The sequence below is a fragment of the Streptomyces sp. ICC4 genome (assembly GCF_003287915.1).
In the GTDB taxonomy this organism is placed as follows: Bacteria; Actinomycetota; Actinomycetes; order Streptomycetales; family Streptomycetaceae; genus Streptomyces; species Streptomyces tritrimontium.
Genome location: NZ_CP030286.1, coordinates 2,514,048 through 2,533,964, shown reverse-complemented (window position 1 = coordinate 2,533,964; position 19,917 = coordinate 2,514,048). Strand labels below are relative to the sequence as shown.

Sequence of the window (19,917 nt, the reverse complement as noted above, 5' to 3'; positions counted from 1 at the left end):
ACGGTGCGGGACCGATTCCTAGTCCCCTTGGAGGACACATGGCCACCGGAACCGTGAAGTGGTTCAACGCAGAAAAGGGCTTCGGTTTCATCGAGCAGGAGGGCGGCGGTCCGGACGTCTTCGCCCACTACTCGAACATCGCCAGCTCCGGCTTCCGCGAGCTTCAGGAAGGCCAGAAGGTGAACTTCGACGTCACCCAGGGCCAGAAGGGCCCCCAGGCGGAGAACATCACCCCCGCCTGATCCTTTGCCTCCTTCACGGAAGCCGCTGCATCTGCGGCGTCCACCGTGTGAAAGCCCGGCCGGGTCGTAACTGCCGGCCGGGCTCTTTCAAAGACCCCCGGTGCGGCCCCTTCCAGCCGCTGTACCCCACCCCGGAGGAGTCCTCGCGGCAGCGACACACGCTCCCGGGCTGCCGGAGCGGCATAACGTGATTGGGTCCGCGCCCGGGCGGGTAGGCCCGAAAGGCCGCTCAGTCCTCCCGGCCCTCCAGGAGCCGCTTGCGCAGGTACAACAGTGCCGCGGTGTCTGCGACCTCGGCCAGCTCCGTCAGCAGGGCCCGGATCCGGCGGTCATCACGCGCGTCGACCGCCTCAACGATCCGCTCGACCGTCTGCCTGGCCTGCGGAGCACCGCCCGCCGAATCGCTCCACTCGTGCGTCATCCGCTCCCCCTTTGCCCCCGCCACAGGTCACCGCCCCAGCAGAACACAGCCCAGCATCCCGGGCCGAAACCGGCGCCTGCCGACGTCAGCCGCCCCAGGCCGTCGGGCGATACAACGCGGCCCCCTGACGCTGGGCGTGGAATCAGCGGGCCGCCAGCGCCGCCTGCCCGTGGGGTGTGGGGCGTCGGCGTGTGTTGTCGGGTTCAACGGCACAGGCGGCCGCGGGTCACGCCGGTTGGGTTGATCAGGTGTGCAGGCGGCTGTTGGGGCCTTCCTGGTCGCCGGCGCTCTCGTCGTTGAACCAGTAGTCCCCGGCGGCCAGATACCGGAAGGAGTGGGTGCTCTCGGATGGCAGCTCGACCGTGACAGCCCGCTTGCCGTCCTTGCGGGGCTTCAGGGTGTGGACGCCGGGCTGCCAGTCGTTGAAGTCGCCCACCACGCTGACCGGGCCGGGCGGGGTGTCGGCGGGCAGGATGAAGGTGACCTCGGTGCGGTCCTTGCGCAGCGTGCGCTCCAACATGGCGGTCGGCTCCTGATGGCGTGGGCGGGCGGGGATCGCGCTCATCCTCGGCGCCGCGGGCCTGGTCCGCGTTCCGACGCCCCGCCCCGGCGCACGGCGTCACCCCTGCGCCACGATCCGTAGCCGGAATGGTGCGGATCGTGACTGTCCGTGTGAGCGTGAGGGAGAGGAATCCCTGACCCCACGCATCAAGGAGTCGCCGTCATGGACGGTATGCAGGACAAGCGCCAGGAACCGGGCAAGGGCCGCGAGGAGCAGGAGCGCCTGCGCCACCCGGGCCAGGATCCCGTCCACCCCGGCGCCGGCCAGGAGGAGCGGGGCAAGAGCCCCGAGGAGCTCAAGCGGCGCCGCCAGGACGAGATGACGCGCGAGCGCGACGAGGACGAGCCGCGCGACGACGAGCTCTGAGCACGGCAGAGCCGTCCGCCCACGCACGCAGGACCCGGCCGGGGCCCGTAGTCACCATCACCCCGGCCGGGTCCTGTCATGTGCCCGGCCAGGGGCCGGCCGCATCACCCCGCTAGTGCGGGGCGGCCCGAACGGTTGCCAGCAGTAGCCTGCCCGGCCGGGCTTGCGGCCGGAGTCGGGTCAGGGCGAGTATCGAAACGGGCCATCACCCCGGCACGCCGGGGGCCGGCCACGCATCAAACCGCTCATGGTGGCGAGGTGAGAGGGCATGCAGGGCGACTTCCACATCACGATCCGGCGCTACGGGCCGACCCTGCACCTCACCCCGGCAGGAGAGCTGGACCTGGACACCGGCCCGGCCTTCGAGCAGGTGTGGCTGGCCCTGGACGACCAGGTCGCGGTGGTGGCCTGCGACATGCTCCGACTGACGTTCATCGACGTCACCGGCCTGCACCGCCTCCTCGGCCTCGCCGCCCACATCCACACTCGCGGCATCGCCTTCTTCGCCTACAACTGGCAGCGCCAGCCCCTGCGGCTCCTGGACCTCACCGACCGCCTCGACCAGGCCCGGCCGGGCACAGGCAACCGCCTGGCGCCAACCCGAATACTGCGCCGCACGCTCCGCCAGGCGCAGGCGCAGGCACCGGGCCGTGCCTCGCACCCGGCGAGGGCCGGCCACCGGCCGCCTGCTCTCCCCGCCGGCGATCTGCCGTCCCGCTACAGGTGAGGAAGAACGTCCCCGAAGTCCGCGAAACTCTCGCGCCGGGCTCGTTCTTCGATCAGGCGGCGGAAACCCGCCAGAGCGAAGCGGTCACCGGTGGACGAGCCACCTCCCGGCATCCCGGCGACCTGCGCCATCAGCCGCTGGGGCTGGGGCTGCCAGCCGACGACAAGAACCCGCAGGCCCAGGCACTCCGCCCGCCGGTGCAGGTCCAAAAGCAGCAGCAGGCCGGCGGAATCCATGAACACCACACCGTGAACATCGATCATGAGGACCCGCTCCTGCACGGTGACCTGATCCAGTGCCTGCTGGAGAACCGGCGCGGCTGCCGCGTCGAGTTCCCCGCTCACGCCGATCAGGAACGTGCTCCCACACCGCTGGACCTCCGTGGTGGTCAATACGGGCTCCCTTCCTTCCACTGCCCCGGGGCCGTACCCCAGAAGCCCTCATCCTGGCCCCTGCCTCCCGGCAGCCGGTACGAGGCGCGCCAGACAAACCGCCTGGCCAGGAAAGGGGTGTGTCCATCGCTCGCGCAGGACAGGAAGGCCCGCAGCCGGCCCCCACGGCGGAAAACGCGCCGTCACGGCCCCGACTCCGCGCCCGGCGTCGGAGCCCTCCCACGTGGTGAGCGCCGACGCCGGGCGGCCGGGTCGCGCTCGGTGACATGCCAAGGCAACCGCGTCCGCCACCGCCTCGCCGGTGCCGAGTTCACCTTTGAAGACGCGCGGTGTGGACCGCAACCCTTCCAGCCCGGGGCGCTCACGGGTACGGGTGATCGCGGGTCCAGCAGCCGTGCTTCGTCCGAGGGCGGCCAGTATCAGCAACGGTTGGATCTCGAATTGCCCCCTGCCAGTGGCTCGATGCCGTCTGCACCGTTGTCCGGATATGGACGCTCAAAGCACGCTGTTCGCGCAGGCACCACTCAATGGCGACCACTGGCGGGACGTGCTGGTGCACGGCGACGAATACGGGGGGCGTCTGGAGCTGCGGCAGCTTGACGAGCCGGGCGTGGGGGGGCGTCCCGGATCGGTTGGTCCTGCTGGCCGGAAGAGCTCGCAACTGGATGCTGGCCTTGTCCGTAGTCACCGTCGTGTCAGCGGCACTTGCCGTGGTGTCGAACTAACAGGCCGAGGACCGCGCTGTTGATCCGAGGAACGCGCGGCTGCGGGATGCGGGAAGCGGTGGCTCATCGGGGGGCGGATCGGTGACCGAACCAGTGTCTGCCTCGGTGGGCGCCCGGTCGGTCGGGGTTGTGGCCCGTCTGCTGTGCTGCCGCCTGCGCGCGGGCGTCGTCGCGTTGGTCGATCAGGTCTTCGCGTTCGCGGTCGACCACGGCCTGCTCGCGCCGTGACTGCCTCTGTCCGTGGCGTGCGGCGCTGCCGCGGCGGGCGGTGCGGCGGGCTCCGGCAAGGAGCATGGCCAGTCCGAGCAGGGCGGCGGCTCCGACGATGATGCCGTAGAGGAAGAGCGTGCCGGTGGAGCCGGTCACGTGGTAGCCGAAGACAGAGAATCCGCCGGTGAGGTCGTGTGCGCTGCCGGCGTTGGCGAAGACACCAGCCACGCCGACGACGAGTGCGGCAATGAGGATGATGAGCCCGAGGATGACGAACATGACGCGCTCCAGGGATCTGCTGCTCCCTCCACGGTAGGACTGGCCTGCCCGGGAAGCCACCGCCACGGGCCGGACCCACTCTGGAAAGAAGGGGAACTGACTCAGTCCGCGATCGGAGGACATCGTGATCGCCCTCGGAGTCATCCTGCTCGTCGTCGGCTACGTGGCCGGCATCGCCATCCTGTGGACCATCGGGATCGTCCTGGTCGTCATCGGCATCATCCTGTGGATCCTGGGATCTGTTGGACACGCCATCGGCGGACGCCGGCACTACTGGTATCGGCCCTGGGCCCGGCGCGCGCCGGGCCGCCCGATCGTTCCTCATACGATGCGACGTCGAGCAGGGCCTCAGGCGCAGTATGTCCCGCGGCTCTGTTCCGTCCCAGGAGGCATCACGTCATGACCCTCAAGGGCGCCCCTACGGGGGCGCCCTTGAGGCGTATCTCTACCAAAGGCCTACAGGAGGCTGACGAGGCTGAGGGTGAGAGAGGTGTCGTCTTCTTGCTTGATCGCCATGTTGGTGGGGAAGCCCTCGGTCTTGCGGTAGGTGACCTTCTTGCCGTCGAGGCTCCAGCGCAGGTACAGAGAGCCGTTCGCGACGTACTGGTGTGGCCAGTTGATCTGCTGTGCTGCGATCTGGGCCACGATCTCCGCGTCCGCGGGGTTCAGGTCGGGCACGCTGAGGACCCTGGAGGCGGTGTCGGTGGACTTCAACTCCAGCGGTTCCAAGTTCCACGGGATGACCTTCAGGGTGTAACCGTCGGCGTCGAGGCCGTCAGCCGTGAACCGGATGTTCGCCTTGGGCATGCCAAACTCCTCTGGTCATGAAATCCGCGCATTGGGCTGCCAGCGGCTTGCGGCGGCCCCTCACCGGCCAGAGTGCCGGTAGTACGAGCCTGCCGTGTCTGGAACATCGGAGTCCGGGACAAGATCACCCTTCAGTGGGTACAGCAGCACGAAGATGGCTGGTCCACATCTCCTCCGAAGGCCTACGAGAGCTCTTCCACGTTCTCTGCGAAACCGTCTTCCTCGGTGGGGGTTTCCGGTCCGCTGCGGTAGTGGTAGGCGGCGCCGCTCGCTGCCGCCACGGCCGCTACCCCGCCTGCCGCCGCACCGCTGATGACAGCTGTGCTCTCGGTACCGTCCTCGGTGGAGTTGTCGCCGGCGTCAGTACCGTCTCCGGCGCTGCCCTCTTCCGGGAAGTCGATGAACGGGCCCTTGATGCCGTCAGACATAACGCCTCCGTAGGGCAGATGGGCAAGCAGCTCAGCGTCCAGGAGTCCCGCCACACCCTCGCCCGGGACATCTGCCACGGCAAGCGGGGCACCATCCACCAGGCATACCGGGACGGCATGGAGGACCAGCTCGGCTCGCTGGGACTGGTGTTGAACGCCGTCGTGCTGTGGACGACAAAGTACATCGACGCCGCGGTCACCCAGCTGCGCGGCGAGGGCCACGAGATCAGCGACGAGGATGTCGCCCGCCTGTCCCGGCTGAAGTTCAAGAACCTCAACGTCCTGGGCCGCTACAGCTTCACCCCCTCCACCCCGCCCCAGGGCCTGCGCCCGCTACACGACCCGGACGCCCCTGAGCTCGACGACGACGAAGACGGCGCCGAGTAGACAGCCCCCGGAAGCCGGATCGGCCCTGGTGCCGTCCCACGGGGGGAGGGCGACACCGGGGCCGACGGTTCAATCACCGGTATGGGGACCGCCCGCGGCCACCGTCCACTCCCGTACGGCCTTCTTCGAGACGCTGGGCGACCGCCGCAACTCCGCCCGCAGCTATGCAACCGCGGCGGCGGCTCTTGCCGCGCGGCTTGTTGAGGACCTTGACTTTGCGCTGCGGGGTTGCCCCTCCGGGCCGAGCCGCGCAAGGGAGTGGCCACCATGAGGAATCACGTCTTCCCCGGCACGGAAACGGCAGCCGCCCCCGTACGTCCTGGCGGACAGACGAGGGCGGCTGTACCTGTCCGGCGGTGGAGCGCCGGTGGGTGGACGGGCGGAGAGCGTATGCATCACCGTCCGGGTGGACGCGGTCGGGGGCTCAGCGGGCCGCGGCCGCGCAGGGCTGGATCGCAACGAATTCGGTGTAGTGGTCGCGGTAGGTCTCGGTGAACGTCAGCGGCGGGCACAGCTGTACCCGCCGGCGCATGTCGGCGGCGTCCTCGGGCAGGATGTAGCGGGCCTTCTGGTAGTCGCGGACCTTGGCGGCGAATGCCTTGGCGTAGGCCTCGTGAGTACTGAAGCCGAGTTGCTGTACGGTGCGCACGTTGTCGTAGCTGCCGACGAAGCCGGAGATGTAGCGCGCCTCGCCGAGTTCGACGAATGGCAGCCGGGGCACCGGTCGGCCGGTGCGGTCCTCGGTGATTGCGTTGCCGATGGCGTCGCGGACGATGGTGCCGTTCTGAGTGCGCAGCTGCGTGCTCGTCGGCGGCTGAGATCCCTTGCGGACCCAGTCGTGCCCCTGCAGGAAATGTGCGCGCAGCGCGGGTACGAAGGAGGCCGGTGTCGTCTGCCTCACCGGGAACGGCAGGTCCAGCGGCGCGTCCAGCGGATCCGGGATGTGCGGACTGCCCGCGACGACGTAGAAACGGTAGCGGTTCAGGGCGACGCCTCGGTCGGTCAGGTTCGTGGAGTCGTCAGCTTCCGAGTTCACGATGACGATCTTGCCGTCGAAGCGGCCGGCGACCAGGTCGGCCTGCGGGTCGAAGCCCTCCGTGGTGATCGGCACTGCCAGGTCGAACACGCCAGCGGCGGCACCGGAGCGAACGAGGCGAAGGATGGGGTACGAGCTGTCGGAAAAGCCCGTGACGTACTTACGGGACACCTTTCCGACCATCGAGCGGCCACCGGAGGAGAGCGCCTTGGCGAAGTCGGTGATGATCTCGTCGTCGACCCTCGCTCCGTCCTCCTCGATTCCTCCCTCGATGAACGTGCCGGGGACGGACGGGTCGAGGATGCGGTTACCGAGGGTGCTCCAGCCGACGCCGACGTGTACGAATCCGCGGCGGAACAGGAAGTCCTTGCCGAGATAGACGTTGAGCGTGCCGAGGCCCACCACGAAGTGCGGAGGCTCCACGAGCACGGTGCCGTTGGAGCGGTGCGGCTCGGCCGGGGCACTGATCCGGTAGGGCACCCGGAACCGGCCGGTCGACGTCCAGCCTTCGAACACTCCGTCGTACTGGACGTAGCGGATGCCGCCGTACGACCCGAGGGCCGTGGTCGTCGGACGGCTGAGCCGGTCCTCGGTCCCGTTCTGCGGGGGGTCGGCAGCGTCGTGGGGGGCCGCGACCGACTCGGGGTGACGGGGGACGGCCTGGGCGCCTGTTGCCGACAGGGCCGGCATGAGTGCCGCCAGCAGCAGTGCCCACAGCCCGAGCCACCTCCGACGAAAGACCGCCGACTGCGGGAGAGGGTGGGAAGGACCGGCCGGCCGGTCGGGTTGTGACCGCCGCGGAAGTGTGACCGGGCCGTTGAATCGCAACCACTGCCAGAACATCGGGTGCTCCTCCTTGTAGGCCGAGAAGCACTCATCCGGTGCTCCGGCACTGGAGCCAGCCGACCACTCCCGGTCCGGTCCGGCCTACCGGCCTCGCCCAACGGAGCGAGCTGCTTCCCCCGTGTGGGCGTGCCCCAGCAACCACGGCCCCCACGCCGGGCGGGAATCGAAGCTGGTAGCGCTGGGCCATGTTCTTGATCACGATGCGAGGCCGTACACGTCGGTCCAGGACGCCAGCCACTCGCGGGCCCTGGCACGAGCGGCATCCCGTCGTCGCAGGAGTCCTCGCCTCACACCTCACACCCTCACACCGCACCGCGCCCACCTGGGGAAACGGGCTGTGTGCCACACAGGAGCACCGGGGTGACTTGCCTACAGGACCGCACGGTGGAGAACGCGGCGGTCCCCGGACATCGCGTAACGGCGGGCGGCGAGGCCGTTCTCGATGGTCTCCCCGATCTGCTCGCACAACCGGGCGAGGACGTCGGCCGCGTCGGTGTCGGACAGGTACGCCGGGGCGACTTCGAGCATCAGCTCCCCGACCTGGTGGGTGTGGGCGGCGAGTTCGTCGACCAAGCGGCGCAGCTCGGTGAGCGCGGAATCCACAGACGGACCGACGGGGGGCGGTAGCGGTGCGCAAACCAGCCCGATGATCTTCAGCCAATATCTGGCGTATGTCCGAATTCCCCGCTTCAGCGGTTCGTTGATTCGCTAACGTCACGTGAGCAGCACGTCACGTTGAGTAGCTGTCTTTCGGGATGGACATATGCGGATCCCCGGAACCGGGGACAGGAAGGCGTGGAATGACTGAGAAGTCGAAGGCTTTCGGGGAACTCACTCTCGCGTACACGGACAAGTTGACGTGGTGCTGGGACGACGAGGATTCGGGCGGTAAGCACTGGGTGAGTTTCTGGCAGCCTGTCGCGCCGGAAGGGTTCAAGGTTCTGGGCACGGTCGCCATTCCGGCCTGGGGCTCCGCGAACCTCAACCCGGGCACCCCGAACGAGAAGATCAAAGACCACGTGGTGGCCATGGTCGTGAAGGAAACCCCGGGTGTCCCGTCGGCCACGGGCAAGCCGCCGCTGGCCTCGCCGACGGACTACGAGAAGGTGTGGAAGGACTCCGGCACCGGAACCAAGTACAAGGGCATGATCTGGCGTCCCATCCCCCCGAAGGGCTACGTCGCGATGGGCTGCGTCACCCCCAAGGACTCCTACGACAAGCCGCCGCTGGACGCGGTGGTCTGCGTCCGCGAGGACCTCACGTTCGGCTCCAACGCCAAGTGGCTCTACAGCGACGCCGGAGCCGGCGGTAAGGAAGACCTGTCCGTCTGGCGGAACGTGGTCCCCCCGTCCTACGTCGACAACACCGACGGCCGGACGCGGGCACTGATCGCCCCGAACACGTTCGCGGCGCACAATGCGTACAACCAGCCGCAGTGGTTGCCGGAGATGCGGGTGCTGTGTCTGCCCATGCCCGTTGAGGAGCCCGTACGGAGCCCTTACCCCGAGCTGACCGACCACAGCCAGCCCGCGAGCAAGACCCCGGAGGTACCGGCCAACGCGGTCTGGGTGCCGTTCACCGCCATCACCGACACCGCCAAGTCCACACCGTGGAAGCTGGAGAACTCCCCCTTCTACAAACTGGAACGCAAGGCGGCGTGGTCGCTGGTCCGCCACCTGAACAACAACACCCAGATCGTGCAGAAGGTCACCGAGGCGGTGACCCTGGGCGTCGAGAAGGAACAGGTCTCATCGTTCACGGCCGCGGTGGGTGTCGCGTTCACCGCGACGGCGGGCGTCAGCAGCGGATTCGCCAGCGCGGAGGTGTCCACCACCTACAGCCTGGAACTCGGCTTCGGAACGTCGACCGGGTTGAAGGAGATCGAGTCCCGGCAGGTCACCAAGGAACTCTCCGCGCCGCCCGGCACGGCCGCCGCCGTGTGGGTGGGCAGCAGCACCATCCAGGTCGTCCGCGCCGACAACACCCGCGTCGGGCCGCCGGTCACCTTCAAGGGCGAGACCGACCACTACGACCAGTACCCCGACACGGCGCCGTCCTCATGAGGCTCTGACACCGCCCGTACGGCTGCGCCCCCGCCGATCGTCGGCGGGGGCGCAGCCGTCCCTGCGGGTGCCTGGGGCGGCGGGAGCGAGCGCGAAATCTGTCCGCCCCTGGTGAATCCTGCGGCACCCAGTACGCATGCCAACCCGGCACGCATCCACGCCTACTCGATCCGCGTCAACACGCCGATCCAACAGGGAAGTCGTTGTAGCCGAGCGGCGCCCAGACGCGGGCGGCGTAGGCGTCGCGGACCCAGGCGGCGTGCAGCGCCAGGGAGCGGCGGAGGGCGCCCATCGCCTCGTGCAGCCCAGCCGTCATCCCCGGTCCCACCCGATCCGCTCCGCGATCACGTCGCCGGCATCGTCGGGGTCTCCCGCAGCAGTTCCCGGATCTGGACCTCGACCGCGTCGACCGCCGAGCCCTTGACCGCACGCTCGTACTTCGGCGGCCGGTCCGTGGCCAGAGCCCGCTTGACCGTGTTCCTCGAGATCCCCAGATGCCGGGCGATAGCCCGGATCGGCATCCGCTCGGCCCGATGCAGCCGGCGGATCTCTGCCCAGTCCTCCACGAGGATCACCCTTCCCTCCTGACCTTGATCACCAATGCCAGAGCCAGATGAAGATCACCAAGTGGGTCACTTTTGATACGCCGTCAGAGGGGCCGAGTCCAACCGTCGCCGAGAGCCCCGGAAGACGACAGCCTGGAGCCCACTCTTAGCCGACGCGCGCCTGGGGATGCTGAGGGAAGACGCCGCCAGAATGCACGCCCCCACACCCCCAGCCCGGGCGGCACGCCGCAAGGCGGCCAGTCGTTGCCTTCCCTCCGCAGGAAGCAGTCCCCTCCGGGAAGTGGGCCTGCCGCGGCTGGCTGCTCGTCGAGGGCTACCTGGGTGAGCCCGGCTCGCGCCAGGTAACGCCGCGCAGGAAGACTCGTTGATCATTTCTGCACGGCGAACGCGTTCGCCCGGACTTGGCCGTGGCCTCCCATGGCTGGTAGAGGGTCCCGAGCCGGAGGTAGAGCGCCCGTGGCGGTGAACGGAAACCCCACCGTCAGAAGACGCCGGCTGGGCGCGGAGCTGCGCCGGCTCCGCCTGGCCAGTGGCCTGACGAGTACACAGGTTGCAGAGCGACTGCTGATCTCCCAGCCCAAGATCAGCCACCTGGAGAACGGCCGCCGTGCCATCAAGCCCCGCGATGTGCGGGACCTGTGCGGCCTCTACGGCGTGACCGACCAGCAGGTCATCGACTCGTTGATGCGGATGGCCTCTGAATCGGACCGGCAGGGCTGGTGGGTCGCCTTCGGCGAAGTCCCCTACGCCGTCTTCATCGGCCTGGAGACGGAAGCCTCCTCCATCCGAACCTACGAGCCCCTGGTGATCCCCGGCCTCATGCAAACACCCGCCTACGCGGCCGCCGTCATCGCCGAAACGATCCCGCAGGCCACGCCCGAACAGATCGCCACCCGCCTTGAGGTACGGCTACGCCGTCAGCACCGGTTCCACCACCCGGCACGCCCCTTGAGCTTATGGGTGGTGCTCGACGAATCAGCACTGCGCCGTGTGGTCGGCAGTCCCGCCATCATGCGCGAACAGCTTGAACACCTGAGCTCCCTCAGCACCCAGCCGTACATCACCGTGCAGGTCCTCCCGCACGGCGTGGGAGCCCACCCGGGGATCTCGGGGCAGTTCTCCCTCCTCCACTTCACGGACGCTCCCGGGGCGGGGACGGTGTATCTGGAACGGTTCACCAGCGACCTCTACCTGGAGAAACGATCCGACGTCGAGCGCTACAGCGGCATGTACGAACACCTCCAGGCCCAGGCCCTGGACCCGGACAGCACCCGCCAGTTCATCACCCGCGCCACCGAGATCCACACCGGGTAGCGGGCGCACACCTCCCGAGCGTGCTTGACCCCCGCTGGCCAACCCGGAGTCAAAAGCATGGCCATCTAGGAATCCACACACCTCGCCCACCTGCGAACTTCCCGGGCTCGCTGGCCAAGCGTCGATCAACGTCTCATTTTTGTGACTTTGGCTCCTATTCGGCCCCTTTGGTGCGATCGAGGGCACAGCCGCTGCTGTCCAGGCCGGTGTGGGAGCGCCAGCGAGCCGCGTACCGGTCCAGGGGACCGCCGCGCCAGGATGAGGAGCCCCGAGGGCCCGGCGTCCCGGGCGGAAGGAGAGCGCATTGATCACCACGAACGTCCAGCGTTACGGCACGGTCCTGGTCAGCGTCACCGGGGCACTGGATGAGGACGCGGGCGCGGCGCTCCAGCGGGCGCTGGACGACGTCACCGCCGGCGAGCGGGACCTCATGGTCGACCTGCACGGCGCGATGTCCATGGACGCTGACGGCCTGCTCCACCTCCTGGCCCTGCATCGGCGGGCCGAGAGCCTGGGCTTGCGCGTCCTGGTCGTCGGCTGGCAGCCCCCGCCCCAGCAGTTCATGGCCGATGTCGCCGGCATTCGCGGTCGCGGCTCGGCCACCGGCGAGCGGTACGCCGTGGCGGGCTTTCGCCGGCTGATCGAGGAGCGGGCGCAGCGCGCACGCGACCTCTCGGATTTCGGTGCAGGCTGGCTGTCCGGCGTCTAGTGCTGTGGCCGGGAAGGTTTGCCGGGTCGCGGTGTCCGGTGCGGTGCATCGCAAGGCGGAGGACCACGCCTCGTACTGGCCGTACCGGTGTGGTCCGACAACGCGGCGAGGTGCCGTGCCGGGCGCCGCGACCCGGTGGACCTTTCCGGTCACAGCACTAGCGAGGCCCGATTCTGTTCCTCACACGGACGGTTCCCACTCCTCGGGGCCGGCGCCCCGCCACTCCACGAAGTCGGGGTCGGTGAGGTCCACGTCCTCGGCGTTCTCGAGGCCGGCCTCGGCGAGGAAGACGCAGATGTCGGCCGGGCGGTGGGCGACCCCGATGGCGGTGCCGTCGTAGCGGACCCGGCGCCACCCCTGTGCGTCCGGCGGGTAGACGATCAGCTTGGCGGCCATGCGCCCAGCCTCCATCCCGCCCACGCACGCGGCACCCGTCGGCGCCCGAACGGGTGACGTCCCTCGGCCTTCGGCGGCCGGCGCGTGGGGTGGAGTCCTCGCCCGTCAGCCGACCTCGCGGTCCGGCGGGGTGCGCGGCGCTGGTCGCGGCCTGCACGGTGGGGTGGAGGTGGAGGTGGAGGACGGTGTCGGCGCCGGTCATCTCCAGGAGCCGTTGGAGCTGGTTCGGGGGTGCCGCAATACGGAGCTCGGCCAGGGCGCGGGCCTGCAGGAGAAGGTTCCAAGGACGCCGTGTCGGTCTCACCGCGAAGGACGCCCTCGCGGGTCCGGCAGGTCTGAAAGGATCCTCGGCATGCTGATCAACCAGGGCTCGGCGGCCCGCCTCGATGACGCAACTCCGTGGAACGGCCTGTACGAGCAGGCCGCCGAGAAACAGAACGACCTCGTCTCGGAGGTGCGCACCGCGGTCGACTACGGCATGGACGACCCCGAGGATTCGGTGGAGATGGCCTGCGCTGCGGCCGAGACCGCTGGGGCCGTGGTTCAGGCCCTGGAGAGCCCGTGGGCCCTCTATACCCCGCAGGACGCAGCGACGGTCGCCTCGGCGCTCTTCGTCCAGCTCCAGCACAGCGCCGACGCGCTTCTGGAGCTGCGGCGGTCGGTCGGACGGATCGTGGAGCGCGGCGAGGCCGACCTGGTCGCCCCGGCCGGCGCCGGGCAGCCGGCGAACCTGGGCGATGCCTTGGAGACGCTGCAGTCGCTGTCCGACACGATCCGCGGCCCGGTCGCCCGGCATGCCTCCACCACGGTGCGCGCCCTTGAAGCGTCCCGAGTTCGGCCTCGGTTCCGACCGATGCCCACCAGACCGTAGTGGCCGTGGCGGCCCTGCTCGCGGAGCAGCACGAGGGGGAGGTGACGCTGAACACCCACCATGAGGAAGGCGACTACGACCCGGCGACCGACGGCGGGTTCGGATGCGGCTGCGACGTCACCATCCTTGACGCCGATGAGGTGTACAACTTCCACCGCGGCGACTCGGAATGGTCGGTCACCAGGGACTCGGGCGGCCAGGAGCTGCCCGACGGTTACACCGTCTTCGACACCCATGAAACCTTGAGCACGTCCCTGAAGACCGCCCCCCCGTTATGTTTTTCGCGGTCCTGCAATGGGGCCGCTGGCCTCCGGGCCCGGTATGACTGTGTCCCCTCTGTCGCACGGATGACCTGGGGGTGGCGTCGCCGGGCCTGTGGGGTGCCGTCGGAGACGCTGATGAGAGACCCGGCCACCGTCCGGTCCGGCGCAATGCCGGGCAGTACGCGGGCGGCAGGTCTGCATAACGTGGATGCGCGAGCACGGTGCCACCGCCGAGGCCGGCACGGTCAACCACCCTGGAGAGGTGCGATGTTAGACACCCGCAATGTGGGCGTCTTCCTGGGCATGGACGTCGGCAAGACAGCTCACCACGGCCATGGGCTGACCCCGGCGGGCAAGAAGGTCTTCGACAAGCCGATGCCCAACAGCGAACCGAAACTGCGGGCCGTCTTCGACAAGCTCAAGGCCAAGTTCGGCACCGTGCTGGTGATCGTGGACCAGCCAGCCTCGATCGGGGCTCTGCCGCTGGCCATCGCCCGCGACGCGGGCTGCGAGGTCGCCTACCTGCCCGGACTCGCGATGCGACGGATCGCCGACCTCTACCCGGGAGAGGCGAAGACCGACGCGAAGGACGCGGCGGTGATCGCGGACGCGGCCCGGACCATGCCGCATATCCTGCGGTCGCTGGAGCTGACCGACGAGATCACCGCCGAGCTCACGGTGCTGACCGGTTTCGACCTGGACCTCGCCGCCGAGGCCACCCGCACCAGCAACCGGATACGCGGCCTGCTGACCCAGTTCCACCCGTCGCTGGAGCGCGTGCTCGGGCCCCGGCTGGACCACCCCGCAGTCACCTGGCTCCTCGAACGCCACGGATCCCCGGCCGCTTTGCGGAAAGCCGGCCGCCGCAGACTCGTCGAACTCATCCGACCGAAGGCGCCGCGGATGGCCGTCCGGCTGATCGATGAGGTCTTCGACGCTCTCGACGAGCAGACCGTCATCGTTCCCGGCACGGGTAACCGCAGCGCAGCGCCGCGTACAGGTCGACCTTGTGGTCGAGGCGGGTGAGGTCCCGGCCCGTGAGCACCTCGACCCTGTCGATCCGGTAGTGGACGGTGTTCACGTGCAGGTGCAGGGCTTCCGCCGTGCGCGTCCACGAGCAGTTGTTGGCCAGGAAGACCTCCAGGGTCTCGCGCAGCATCCCGTCCCCCAAGGCCCCCAGGATCCGGGCCGCGAACACCCTTCGCACCTCGGGCGGAACCCCTGCCAGCAGTTCCGAGAGGGTGTCCAGCTGCTCGACCCCGCGCACCGGAACCGACATATCCGCCGCCCTCAGCGCGTACCGGGCCTGGCTCAGTGACACGCGCAGCTCCTCGGCTCCGGCGGCCTGCGCGCCGACGCCCAGGCGCAGGTCCGCCTCCGAGGCCCCGCACGCTAGGAGCAGCGGCCACACCGAGCGGAGCTGAGCCGTCGGGTCCGCCTCCGCGCTCGGGGCCTCGGACAGCACGGCAGCCGTCCCGCCCACTGCGTGCGGGATCCCTTCGAGGTGCGCCAGCGCCTCGGCCAGGGCGTCGCCGGAGGTGGACGCGACGACGCGGTACGGGCCACCCGGCGGCAGTCCGGCAGCGACGAGGGCCTCCTCCAGCGCCCCGAGGTCGATTGAGCCCTCCCCCTCCAGCAGTGCGAACAGCTCCTCGCTCGCGACCCGGACGGCGGCGGCTCGGCGGGTCTGCCCGTCGCGGTACTGGGCGAGGATCTCGGCGATCTCGTGGAGCACGCGCGGAGGGGCCGCGTCCGGGTCGGGGAGGTGCAGGTGCCAGGCATCGTACGGAGTGCTCTCGGCCTCGATCCGCAGCCAGACCCCGCCCCGCGCGGGGGCGGACACCGCCCGCCCGGCGGGCAGCTCGGGGGCGGACGGGGTGCGGGCGACCGTGCGGCCGCTGGCGGTGAGCAGGTAGCCGCTCACCCGGCCCAGGTGGGCGCAGGCCCGGTCGAGCAGTTCGGCGGGGCCGGCCCCGCTCTCCAGGAGCCGGCTCAGTTCGGCGCGCACGTTCTCGGGGAGTGCGAAGGTCCGGGTGGGGCGGCGGCTGAGGTCGCCCCACTGGCGCAGGTACACGGCCTCGGTCACGGCCCGGAAGCTGGTGGTCGCGGGCACGGCCGCGATGGGCACCCGGTGGGCGCGGCAGGCGGCGACGAGCTCGTCGGGGACCCGGCCGTGGGTCTCCTCGCCGGCCAGCAGGGCGGTGGCCCCGGCTTCCGCGAGGGCGGCCACGAAGCGGTCCGCCTTCGCCGGATCGCCCTGCGACCACCACACCAGTCCACTGAGGACGAGTTCCCCGGGCCCCAGGAAGCGCCCCGGGTCCTCCAGGTCAGTGGCGGTGACCCCGCTGATGTCCTGGCCGAGAAGTGGTTCCTCTCCCCAGAGCAGGGTGAGGCCGAGATTCTCGGACTGGAGCAGGTCGAGGACGTGCATGGCAGGGACTCCTTGCGGTGGGCGGTGCCCCACATTCGCTAGGTGAATACGAGGATGGCCATCGTAAATGCAAGCGCAAGCGGCCAGTTAGCCTCTTGGTTGATCGTCCAGAACCGTGGGCCGCGACGCTGTGCGATTCCGTGGCGGGGACCAGTCGTTTCGACCGCGTCGCGTTGCTTCACTGGCGGGTAGCCGCGGTTCTTCGCCGTCGGACGAGAAAGGCTGGTGGCTGGAATTGGATCTCAACACGGTGCTCGACGTGCGTGACGCGCGCCGCCGGGAGCCCTGGCGTCCGGGTGACGCCTGGCTCGGCGGCGGCACGTACCTCTTCTCCGAGCCGCAGCCGCACATCCGCCGTCTCGTCGACCTCTCCCGGATGGGCTGGCCGCCCCTGTCGTGGCAGCCCGACGGCTCCGTGGACATCGCCGCCACCTGCACGATCACCGAGCTGTCCCGCTTCGGCCGGACCCTGCCCGCCACGGCCGCGCCGCTCTTCGAACAGTGCTGCCGGGCCTTTCTCGCCAGCTTCAAGATCTGGAACATGGCGACCGTCGGCGGCAATCTCTGCAACGGCCTCCCTGCCGGCCCGGTGATCTCCCTCACCGCCGCCCTCGACGGCACCGTCCTCCTCCAGGGCCAGGACGGCGCCACCCGCCGCCTGCCCGTCACCGACTTCATCCGCGGAGCCGGCGTCAAGGACCTGCGCGACGGCGAGCTGCTGCGCTCGGTGCGGCTGCCCGCCCGCGCACTGGACTCCCGTACGGCCTTCCGGCAGGCCTCCCTCTACGGTCTCGGCCGCTCCGGCGCCCTCGTCATCGGCGCCCACGACCCCCAGGACGGCTCCCTCGCCGTCACGGTCTCGGCCGCCACCACCCGCCCCTTCCGCTTCTGGTTCGCGCTGCCGCCCACGGCGGCCGAGCTGCGCCGGGCGATCGACGACACCGTCCGGCCCGACGAGTGGTACGACGACATCCACGGACTGCCCGCCTGGCGACGGCACATGGCGCTGCGCCTGGCGGAGGAGATCCGCCGCGAACTCACGGCCGAGGAGGTCTCCCGATGAGCTACGAGATCGAGATCAACAAGCAGCGCTTCGAGGACGAGCCCCGCTCCGGCCAGTGCCTGCGCACTTACCTGCGCGAGCACGGCTGGTTCGGCGTGAAGAAGGGCTGCGACCAGGGGGACTGCGGCGCCTGCACGGTCCACGTGGACGGGCAGCCGGTCCACAGCTGCCTCTACCCTGCGGTCCGGGCCGAGGGCCGCGCCGTCACCACCGTCGAGGGCCTGTGCTCTCCCGGCGGCGAGCTGCACCCCGTCCAGCAGAAGTTCCTCGACGCCCAGGGCTTCCAGTGCGGCTTCTGCACCGCTGGCTTCCTGATGACCACGGCCGCGCTCCAGGCCGAGCAGGGCACCGCCCACGACGACGGCAAGCTGGACGACCTCCCCCGCGCCTTCAAGGGCAACATCTGCCGCTGCACGGGATACCGCGCCATCGAGGACGCCGTACGCGGCGTGAAGCACACCGAAACCCCCGAAGCGGGCCAGGCCGTCGGCAAGTCCCTGGGCGCCCCCGCCGGCCCGCAGGTCGTCACCGGAACCGCCCGCTACACCTTCGACGTCGAAGTCCCCGGCCTGCTCCACATGAAGCTGCTGCGCTCCCCGCACCCGCACGCCCGCATCGTCTCCATCGACACCACCGACGCCCTCCAGGTCCCCGGCGTGCACGCCGTGTTCACCCACCACGACGCCCCCGACCGGCTGTATTCGAGCGCCCGTCACGAGCACCCCACCGAAGACCCGATGGACACCCGCGTCCTGGACGACGTGGTCCGCTTCGTCGGCCAGCGCGTGGCGGCCGTGGTCGCCGACAGCGAACAGGCGGCTGAGGAGGGCTGCCGCCGCGTGGTCGTCACGTACGAGGAACTCCCGTACGTGATCGACCCGGAGGAGGCCATGCTGCCGGGCGCCCCCGTCATCCACCCCAAGGGACCCGAGTCGGGCATCTTCCGCGCCGAGAACAACGTGTGCGGCGAGATCCACAACACCCTCGGGAACATGGAGGAGGGCTACGCGCAGGCGGACGTGGTCTACGAGGAGACCTTCCAGACCCAGCGCGTGCAGCACGCCAGCCTGGAGACCCACGGCAGCGTCGCGTACTTCGAGCCAAAGGAGGACGGCTCCCCGGGCGAGCGCATCACCGTCCGCTCCTCCACCCAGGCGCCGTTCCTGACCCGGCGTGCGCTGTGCGCCCTCTACGACCTGAACGAGGACGAGGTCCGCGTCGTCGCGGGCCGCGTGGGCGGCGGGTTCGGCGGCAAGCAGGAGATGCTCACCGAGGACATCGTGGTCCTCGCCGCCCTGAAGCTGCGGCGCCCGGTGAAACTCGAATTCACCCGGGCCGAGCAGTTCTACGGGGCCACCACCCGCCACCCCTTCAAGATCACCATCAAGATCGGCGCCAAGGCCGACGGCACCCTCACCGCGCTGCGCATCCGCGTGGTCTCCAACACCGGCGCCTACGGAAACCACGGCCCGGCCGTGATGTTCCACAGCGTCGGCGAGTCCTTCGCCGTCTACAAGGCGCCGAACAAGCAGGTGGAGGCGTACTCCGTCTACACCAACGGCGTACCGGCGGGAGCCTTCCGCGGCTACGGCCTGGGCCAGGTCCTCTTCGCCCTCGAATCGGTGATGGACGAGCTGGCCGTCCGGCTCGGCATGGACCCGCTCGCCCTGCGCGAGAAGAACGTCATCGGCCCCGGAGACCCGATGGTGACCCCGATCGGCCACGAGGAGGACCTCTTCATCGCCTCGTACGGCATGAAGCAGTGCATGGACGTCGTCCGCAAGGCCATCGCCGAGGACCGCAGCCACCAGGACGTTCCCGAGGGCTGGCTCACCGGTACGGGCACGGCGGTCGCCATGATCGCGACCGGACCTCCCGGCGGCCACTACGCCGACGCCCGGGTCAGCCTGCTGCGCGACGGGACGTACGACATCGCGGTCGGCACGGCCGAGTTCGGCAACGGCACCACCACCGTCCACAAGCAGATCACCGCCGGAGCCCTGAACACCACCGTCGACCGCATCGCCGTCCGCCAGTCCGACACCGACGTCGTGCGCCACGACACCGGCGCCTTCGGCTCGGCCGGCACGGTGGTGGCGGGCAAGGCCGTGATGCTGGCGGCGGGATCCCTCGCGGAGCGGCTCCAGACCTTCGCGGCCCGCCACACGGGCATCGCCCGGCACCTGTGCACGCTTCAGGCCGAGGCCTTCGACTGCGCCGGCCGGGTCCTCACCCTCAAGGAGCTGTACGAGGCCGCGTACGACACGGGCAAGCTGGAGGAGATCGCCGCCGACGGCCACTGGGGCGGCTCCCCGCGCTCGGTGGCCTTCAACGCCCAGTGGTTCCGGATCGCCGTCGACCCGGACACCGGCGAGATGAAGATCCTCCGCTCCGTCCACGCGGCCGACGCGGGCAAGGTCATGAACCCGATGCAGTGCCGCGGGCAGGTGGAGGGCGGGGTCGCCCAGGCCCTGGGCGCCACCCTCTTCGAGACCGTACGGGTGGACGGGCGCGGGGAGGTCACCACGGCCGCGTTCCGCCGCTACCGGCTCCCGCAGTACGCGGACGTCCCGCGCACCGAGGTCCACTTCATGGAGACCTCCGACGCCATCGGCCCGCTCGGCGCCAAGTCCATGTCCGAGAGCCCCTTCAACCCGGTGGCCCCCGCCTTCGCCAACGCCCTGCGCGACGCGACCGGGATCCGCTTCACCGAGTTGCCGGTGACACGCGACATCGTCTGGCAGAAGATTCACCAGAAGATGCAAGGTAGGAACGAATAAATATGCCACACCTGCAGGTTGCATCAAGCACTC

General features: G+C 69.7%; 19 protein-coding genes and 5 pseudogenes. 12 read left to right on the top strand and 12 right to left on the bottom strand.

What is annotated here, in order from left to right; translation table 11 throughout:
• Positions 1-38: 38 nt before the first annotated feature.
• Positions 39-242, top strand: coding sequence for a cold-shock protein (locus tag DRB89_RS11880; RefSeq protein WP_053726075.1), 204 nt, complete (start codon positions 39-41; stop codon positions 240-242).
• A gap of 229 nt (positions 243-471) precedes the next feature.
• On the opposite strand, the gene DRB89_RS11875 is transcribed toward DRB89_RS11880, so the two are convergent.
• Together DRB89_RS11875 and DRB89_RS11870 are read right to left on the bottom strand one after the other, a co-directional pair.
• Positions 472-663, bottom strand: a complete 192-nt coding sequence (locus tag DRB89_RS11875) for a hypothetical protein (protein WP_162688544.1) — start codon at positions 661-663, stop codon at positions 472-474.
• Between the two features lie 244 nt (positions 664-907).
• Positions 908-1,183: an isoamylase early set domain-containing protein gene (locus DRB89_RS11870; RefSeq protein ID WP_112448230.1), complete on the bottom strand. Its 276-nt coding sequence runs from the start codon at positions 1,181-1,183 to the stop codon at positions 908-910.
• Between the two features lie 204 nt (positions 1,184-1,387).
• On the opposite strand from DRB89_RS11870, the gene DRB89_RS11865 reads away from it, so the two are divergent.
• Positions 1,388-1,591, top strand: coding sequence for a hypothetical protein (locus tag DRB89_RS11865; protein WP_112448229.1), 204 nt, complete (start codon positions 1,388-1,390; stop codon positions 1,589-1,591).
• A 268-nt stretch (positions 1,592-1,859) separates the two neighbouring features.
• Entirely contained in the window at positions 1,860-2,318 is a 459-nt protein-coding gene (locus DRB89_RS11860) for an STAS domain-containing protein (RefSeq protein ID WP_112448228.1), read from the top strand.
• Here the strand turns inward: DRB89_RS11860 and DRB89_RS11855 are convergent.
• Together DRB89_RS11855 and DRB89_RS11850 are read right to left on the bottom strand one after the other, a co-directional pair.
• Positions 2,309-2,731 (bottom strand): STAS domain-containing protein, encoded by a 423-nt coding sequence (locus tag DRB89_RS11855; protein WP_275435581.1) that lies wholly within the window; start codon positions 2,729-2,731, stop codon positions 2,309-2,311. The genes DRB89_RS11860 and DRB89_RS11855 overlap by 10 nt on opposite strands.
• A gap of 767 nt (positions 2,732-3,498) precedes the next feature.
• Positions 3,499-3,924, bottom strand: coding sequence for a hypothetical protein (locus DRB89_RS11850; RefSeq protein WP_239516095.1), 426 nt, complete (start codon positions 3,922-3,924; stop codon positions 3,499-3,501).
• Positions 3,925-4,048: 124 nt separating this feature from the next.
• Between DRB89_RS11850 and DRB89_RS44420 the strand changes: the two are divergent.
• Positions 4,049-4,201 (top strand): annotated as a pseudogene (locus tag DRB89_RS44420) (DUF6131 family protein); the annotation flags it as partial.
• A 179-nt stretch (positions 4,202-4,380) separates the two neighbouring features.
• Here the strand turns inward: DRB89_RS44420 and DRB89_RS11840 are convergent.
• Positions 4,381-4,731 carry a hypothetical protein gene (locus DRB89_RS11840; protein ID WP_112448224.1) on the bottom strand — a complete coding sequence of 117 codons (351 nt, stop codon included), beginning with the start codon at positions 4,729-4,731 and terminating at the stop codon, positions 4,381-4,383.
• Positions 4,732-4,913: 182 nt separating this feature from the next.
• Positions 4,914-5,159 (bottom strand): hypothetical protein, encoded by a 246-nt coding sequence (locus DRB89_RS42820; RefSeq protein ID WP_162688398.1) that lies wholly within the window; start codon positions 5,157-5,159, stop codon positions 4,914-4,916.
• Positions 5,160-5,186: 27 nt separating this feature from the next.
• On the opposite strand from DRB89_RS42820, the pseudogene DRB89_RS11835 reads away from it, so the two are divergent.
• Positions 5,187-5,546, top strand: a pseudogene (locus DRB89_RS11835) (Tn3 family transposase); the annotation flags it as partial.
• Positions 5,547-5,970: 424 nt separating this feature from the next.
• On the opposite strand, the gene DRB89_RS11825 reads toward DRB89_RS11835, so the two are convergent.
• Both DRB89_RS11825 and DRB89_RS11820 read right to left on the bottom strand, forming a co-directional pair.
• Positions 5,971-7,272, bottom strand: a complete 1,302-nt coding sequence (locus tag DRB89_RS11825) for an alpha/beta hydrolase domain-containing protein (protein WP_112448222.1) — start codon at positions 7,270-7,272, stop codon at positions 5,971-5,973.
• A gap of 525 nt (positions 7,273-7,797) precedes the next feature.
• Positions 7,798-8,031 (bottom strand): hypothetical protein, encoded by a 234-nt coding sequence (locus tag DRB89_RS11820; RefSeq protein WP_112448221.1) that lies wholly within the window; start codon positions 8,029-8,031, stop codon positions 7,798-7,800.
• A 197-nt stretch (positions 8,032-8,228) separates the two neighbouring features.
• On the opposite strand from DRB89_RS11820, the gene DRB89_RS11815 reads away from it, so the two are divergent.
• Positions 8,229-9,491 carry a Vps62-related protein gene (locus DRB89_RS11815; RefSeq protein ID WP_162688543.1) on the top strand — a complete coding sequence of 421 codons (1,263 nt, stop codon included), beginning with the start codon at positions 8,229-8,231 and terminating at the stop codon, positions 9,489-9,491.
• A gap of 175 nt (positions 9,492-9,666) precedes the next feature.
• Here the strand turns inward: DRB89_RS11815 and DRB89_RS42815 are convergent, their stop codons facing one another.
• Positions 9,667-9,807, bottom strand: coding sequence for a hypothetical protein (locus DRB89_RS42815; RefSeq protein WP_162688397.1), 141 nt, complete (start codon positions 9,805-9,807; stop codon positions 9,667-9,669).
• Positions 9,807-10,066, bottom strand: a pseudogene (locus DRB89_RS11810) (helix-turn-helix domain-containing protein); the annotation flags it as partial. The pseudogene DRB89_RS11810 and the gene DRB89_RS42815, both read right to left, overlap by 1 nt.
• 447 nt (positions 10,067-10,513) lie before the next feature.
• Here DRB89_RS11810 and DRB89_RS11805 point away from each other — a divergent pair.
• Complete coding sequence (locus DRB89_RS11805; protein WP_112448219.1) at positions 10,514-11,371, top strand: helix-turn-helix transcriptional regulator; 858 nt, start codon at positions 10,514-10,516, stop codon at positions 11,369-11,371.
• Positions 11,372-11,675: 304 nt separating this feature from the next.
• A complete protein-coding gene (locus tag DRB89_RS11800; protein ID WP_112448218.1) occupies positions 11,676-12,080 on the top strand; it encodes an STAS domain-containing protein in 405 nt (134 codons plus the stop codon).
• Between the two features lie 180 nt (positions 12,081-12,260).
• Here the strand turns inward: DRB89_RS11800 and DRB89_RS11795 are convergent, their stop codons facing one another.
• Positions 12,261-12,476: a hypothetical protein gene (locus DRB89_RS11795; RefSeq protein ID WP_112448217.1), complete on the bottom strand. Its 216-nt coding sequence runs from the start codon at positions 12,474-12,476 to the stop codon at positions 12,261-12,263.
• 352 nt (positions 12,477-12,828) lie between these two features.
• On the opposite strand from DRB89_RS11795, the gene DRB89_RS11790 reads away from it, so the two are divergent.
• Both DRB89_RS11790 and DRB89_RS11785 read left to right on the top strand, forming a co-directional pair.
• Positions 12,829-13,347: a hypothetical protein gene (locus DRB89_RS11790; protein WP_112448216.1), complete on the top strand. Its 519-nt coding sequence runs from the start codon at positions 12,829-12,831 to the stop codon at positions 13,345-13,347.
• A 530-nt stretch (positions 13,348-13,877) separates the two neighbouring features.
• Positions 13,878-14,585, top strand: a pseudogene (locus DRB89_RS11785) (IS110 family transposase); the annotation flags it as partial.
• 67 nt (positions 14,586-14,652) lie between these two features.
• Here DRB89_RS11785 and DRB89_RS11780 read toward each other — a convergent pair.
• Positions 14,653-16,041: pseudogene (locus DRB89_RS11780) on the bottom strand (PucR family transcriptional regulator ligand-binding domain-containing protein); the annotation flags it as partial.
• 235 nt (positions 16,042-16,276) lie between these two features.
• On the opposite strand from DRB89_RS11780, the gene DRB89_RS11775 reads away from it, so the two are divergent.
• Both DRB89_RS11775 and DRB89_RS11770 read left to right on the top strand, forming a co-directional pair.
• Positions 16,277-17,104: an FAD binding domain-containing protein gene (locus DRB89_RS11775; RefSeq protein WP_112448214.1), complete on the top strand. Its 828-nt coding sequence runs from the start codon at positions 16,277-16,279 to the stop codon at positions 17,102-17,104.
• Positions 17,101-19,884 carry a molybdopterin-dependent oxidoreductase gene (locus tag DRB89_RS11770; protein ID WP_112448213.1) on the top strand — a complete coding sequence of 928 codons (2,784 nt, stop codon included), beginning with the start codon at positions 17,101-17,103 and terminating at the stop codon, positions 19,882-19,884. The genes DRB89_RS11775 and DRB89_RS11770 overlap by 4 nt, the downstream gene beginning before the upstream one ends.
• Positions 19,885-19,917 lie beyond the last annotated feature (33 nt).

Excerpts from the sequence above, each read along its gene's own strand:
- DRB89_RS11860 (WP_112448228.1), top strand. The coding sequence starts at position 1,860 with ATGCAGGGCGACTTCCACATCACGATCCGGCGCTACGGGCCGACCCTG.
- DRB89_RS11790 (WP_112448216.1), top strand. The coding sequence starts at position 12,829 with ATGCTGATCAACCAGGGCTCGGCGGCCCGCCTCGATGACGCAACTCCG.
- DRB89_RS11875 (WP_162688544.1), bottom strand. The coding sequence starts at position 663 with ATGACGCACGAGTGGAGCGATTCGGCGGGCGGTGCTCCGCAGGCCAGG.
- DRB89_RS11795 (WP_112448217.1), bottom strand. The coding sequence starts at position 12,476 with ATGGCCGCCAAGCTGATCGTCTACCCGCCGGACGCACAGGGGTGGCGC.
- DRB89_RS11865 (WP_112448229.1), top strand. The coding sequence starts at position 1,388 with ATGGACGGTATGCAGGACAAGCGCCAGGAACCGGGCAAGGGCCGCGAG.
- DRB89_RS11770 (WP_112448213.1), top strand. The coding sequence starts at position 17,101 with ATGAGCTACGAGATCGAGATCAACAAGCAGCGCTTCGAGGACGAGCCC.
- DRB89_RS11815 (WP_162688543.1), top strand. The coding sequence starts at position 8,229 with ATGACTGAGAAGTCGAAGGCTTTCGGGGAACTCACTCTCGCGTACACG.
- DRB89_RS42820 (WP_162688398.1), bottom strand. The coding sequence starts at position 5,159 with ATGTCTGACGGCATCAAGGGCCCGTTCATCGACTTCCCGGAAGAGGGC.
- DRB89_RS42815 (WP_162688397.1), bottom strand. The coding sequence starts at position 9,807 with ATGACGGCTGGGCTGCACGAGGCGATGGGCGCCCTCCGCCGCTCCCTG.
- DRB89_RS11870 (WP_112448230.1), bottom strand. The coding sequence starts at position 1,183 with ATGTTGGAGCGCACGCTGCGCAAGGACCGCACCGAGGTCACCTTCATC.
- DRB89_RS11850 (WP_239516095.1), bottom strand. The coding sequence starts at position 3,924 with ATGTTCGTCATCCTCGGGCTCATCATCCTCATTGCCGCACTCGTCGTC.
- DRB89_RS11840 (WP_112448224.1), bottom strand. The coding sequence starts at position 4,731 with ATGCCCAAGGCGAACATCCGGTTCACGGCTGACGGCCTCGACGCCGAC.
- DRB89_RS11825 (WP_112448222.1), bottom strand. The coding sequence starts at position 7,272 with ATGCCGGCCCTGTCGGCAACAGGCGCCCAGGCCGTCCCCCGTCACCCC.
- DRB89_RS11880 (WP_053726075.1), top strand. The coding sequence starts at position 39 with ATGGCCACCGGAACCGTGAAGTGGTTCAACGCAGAAAAGGGCTTCGGT.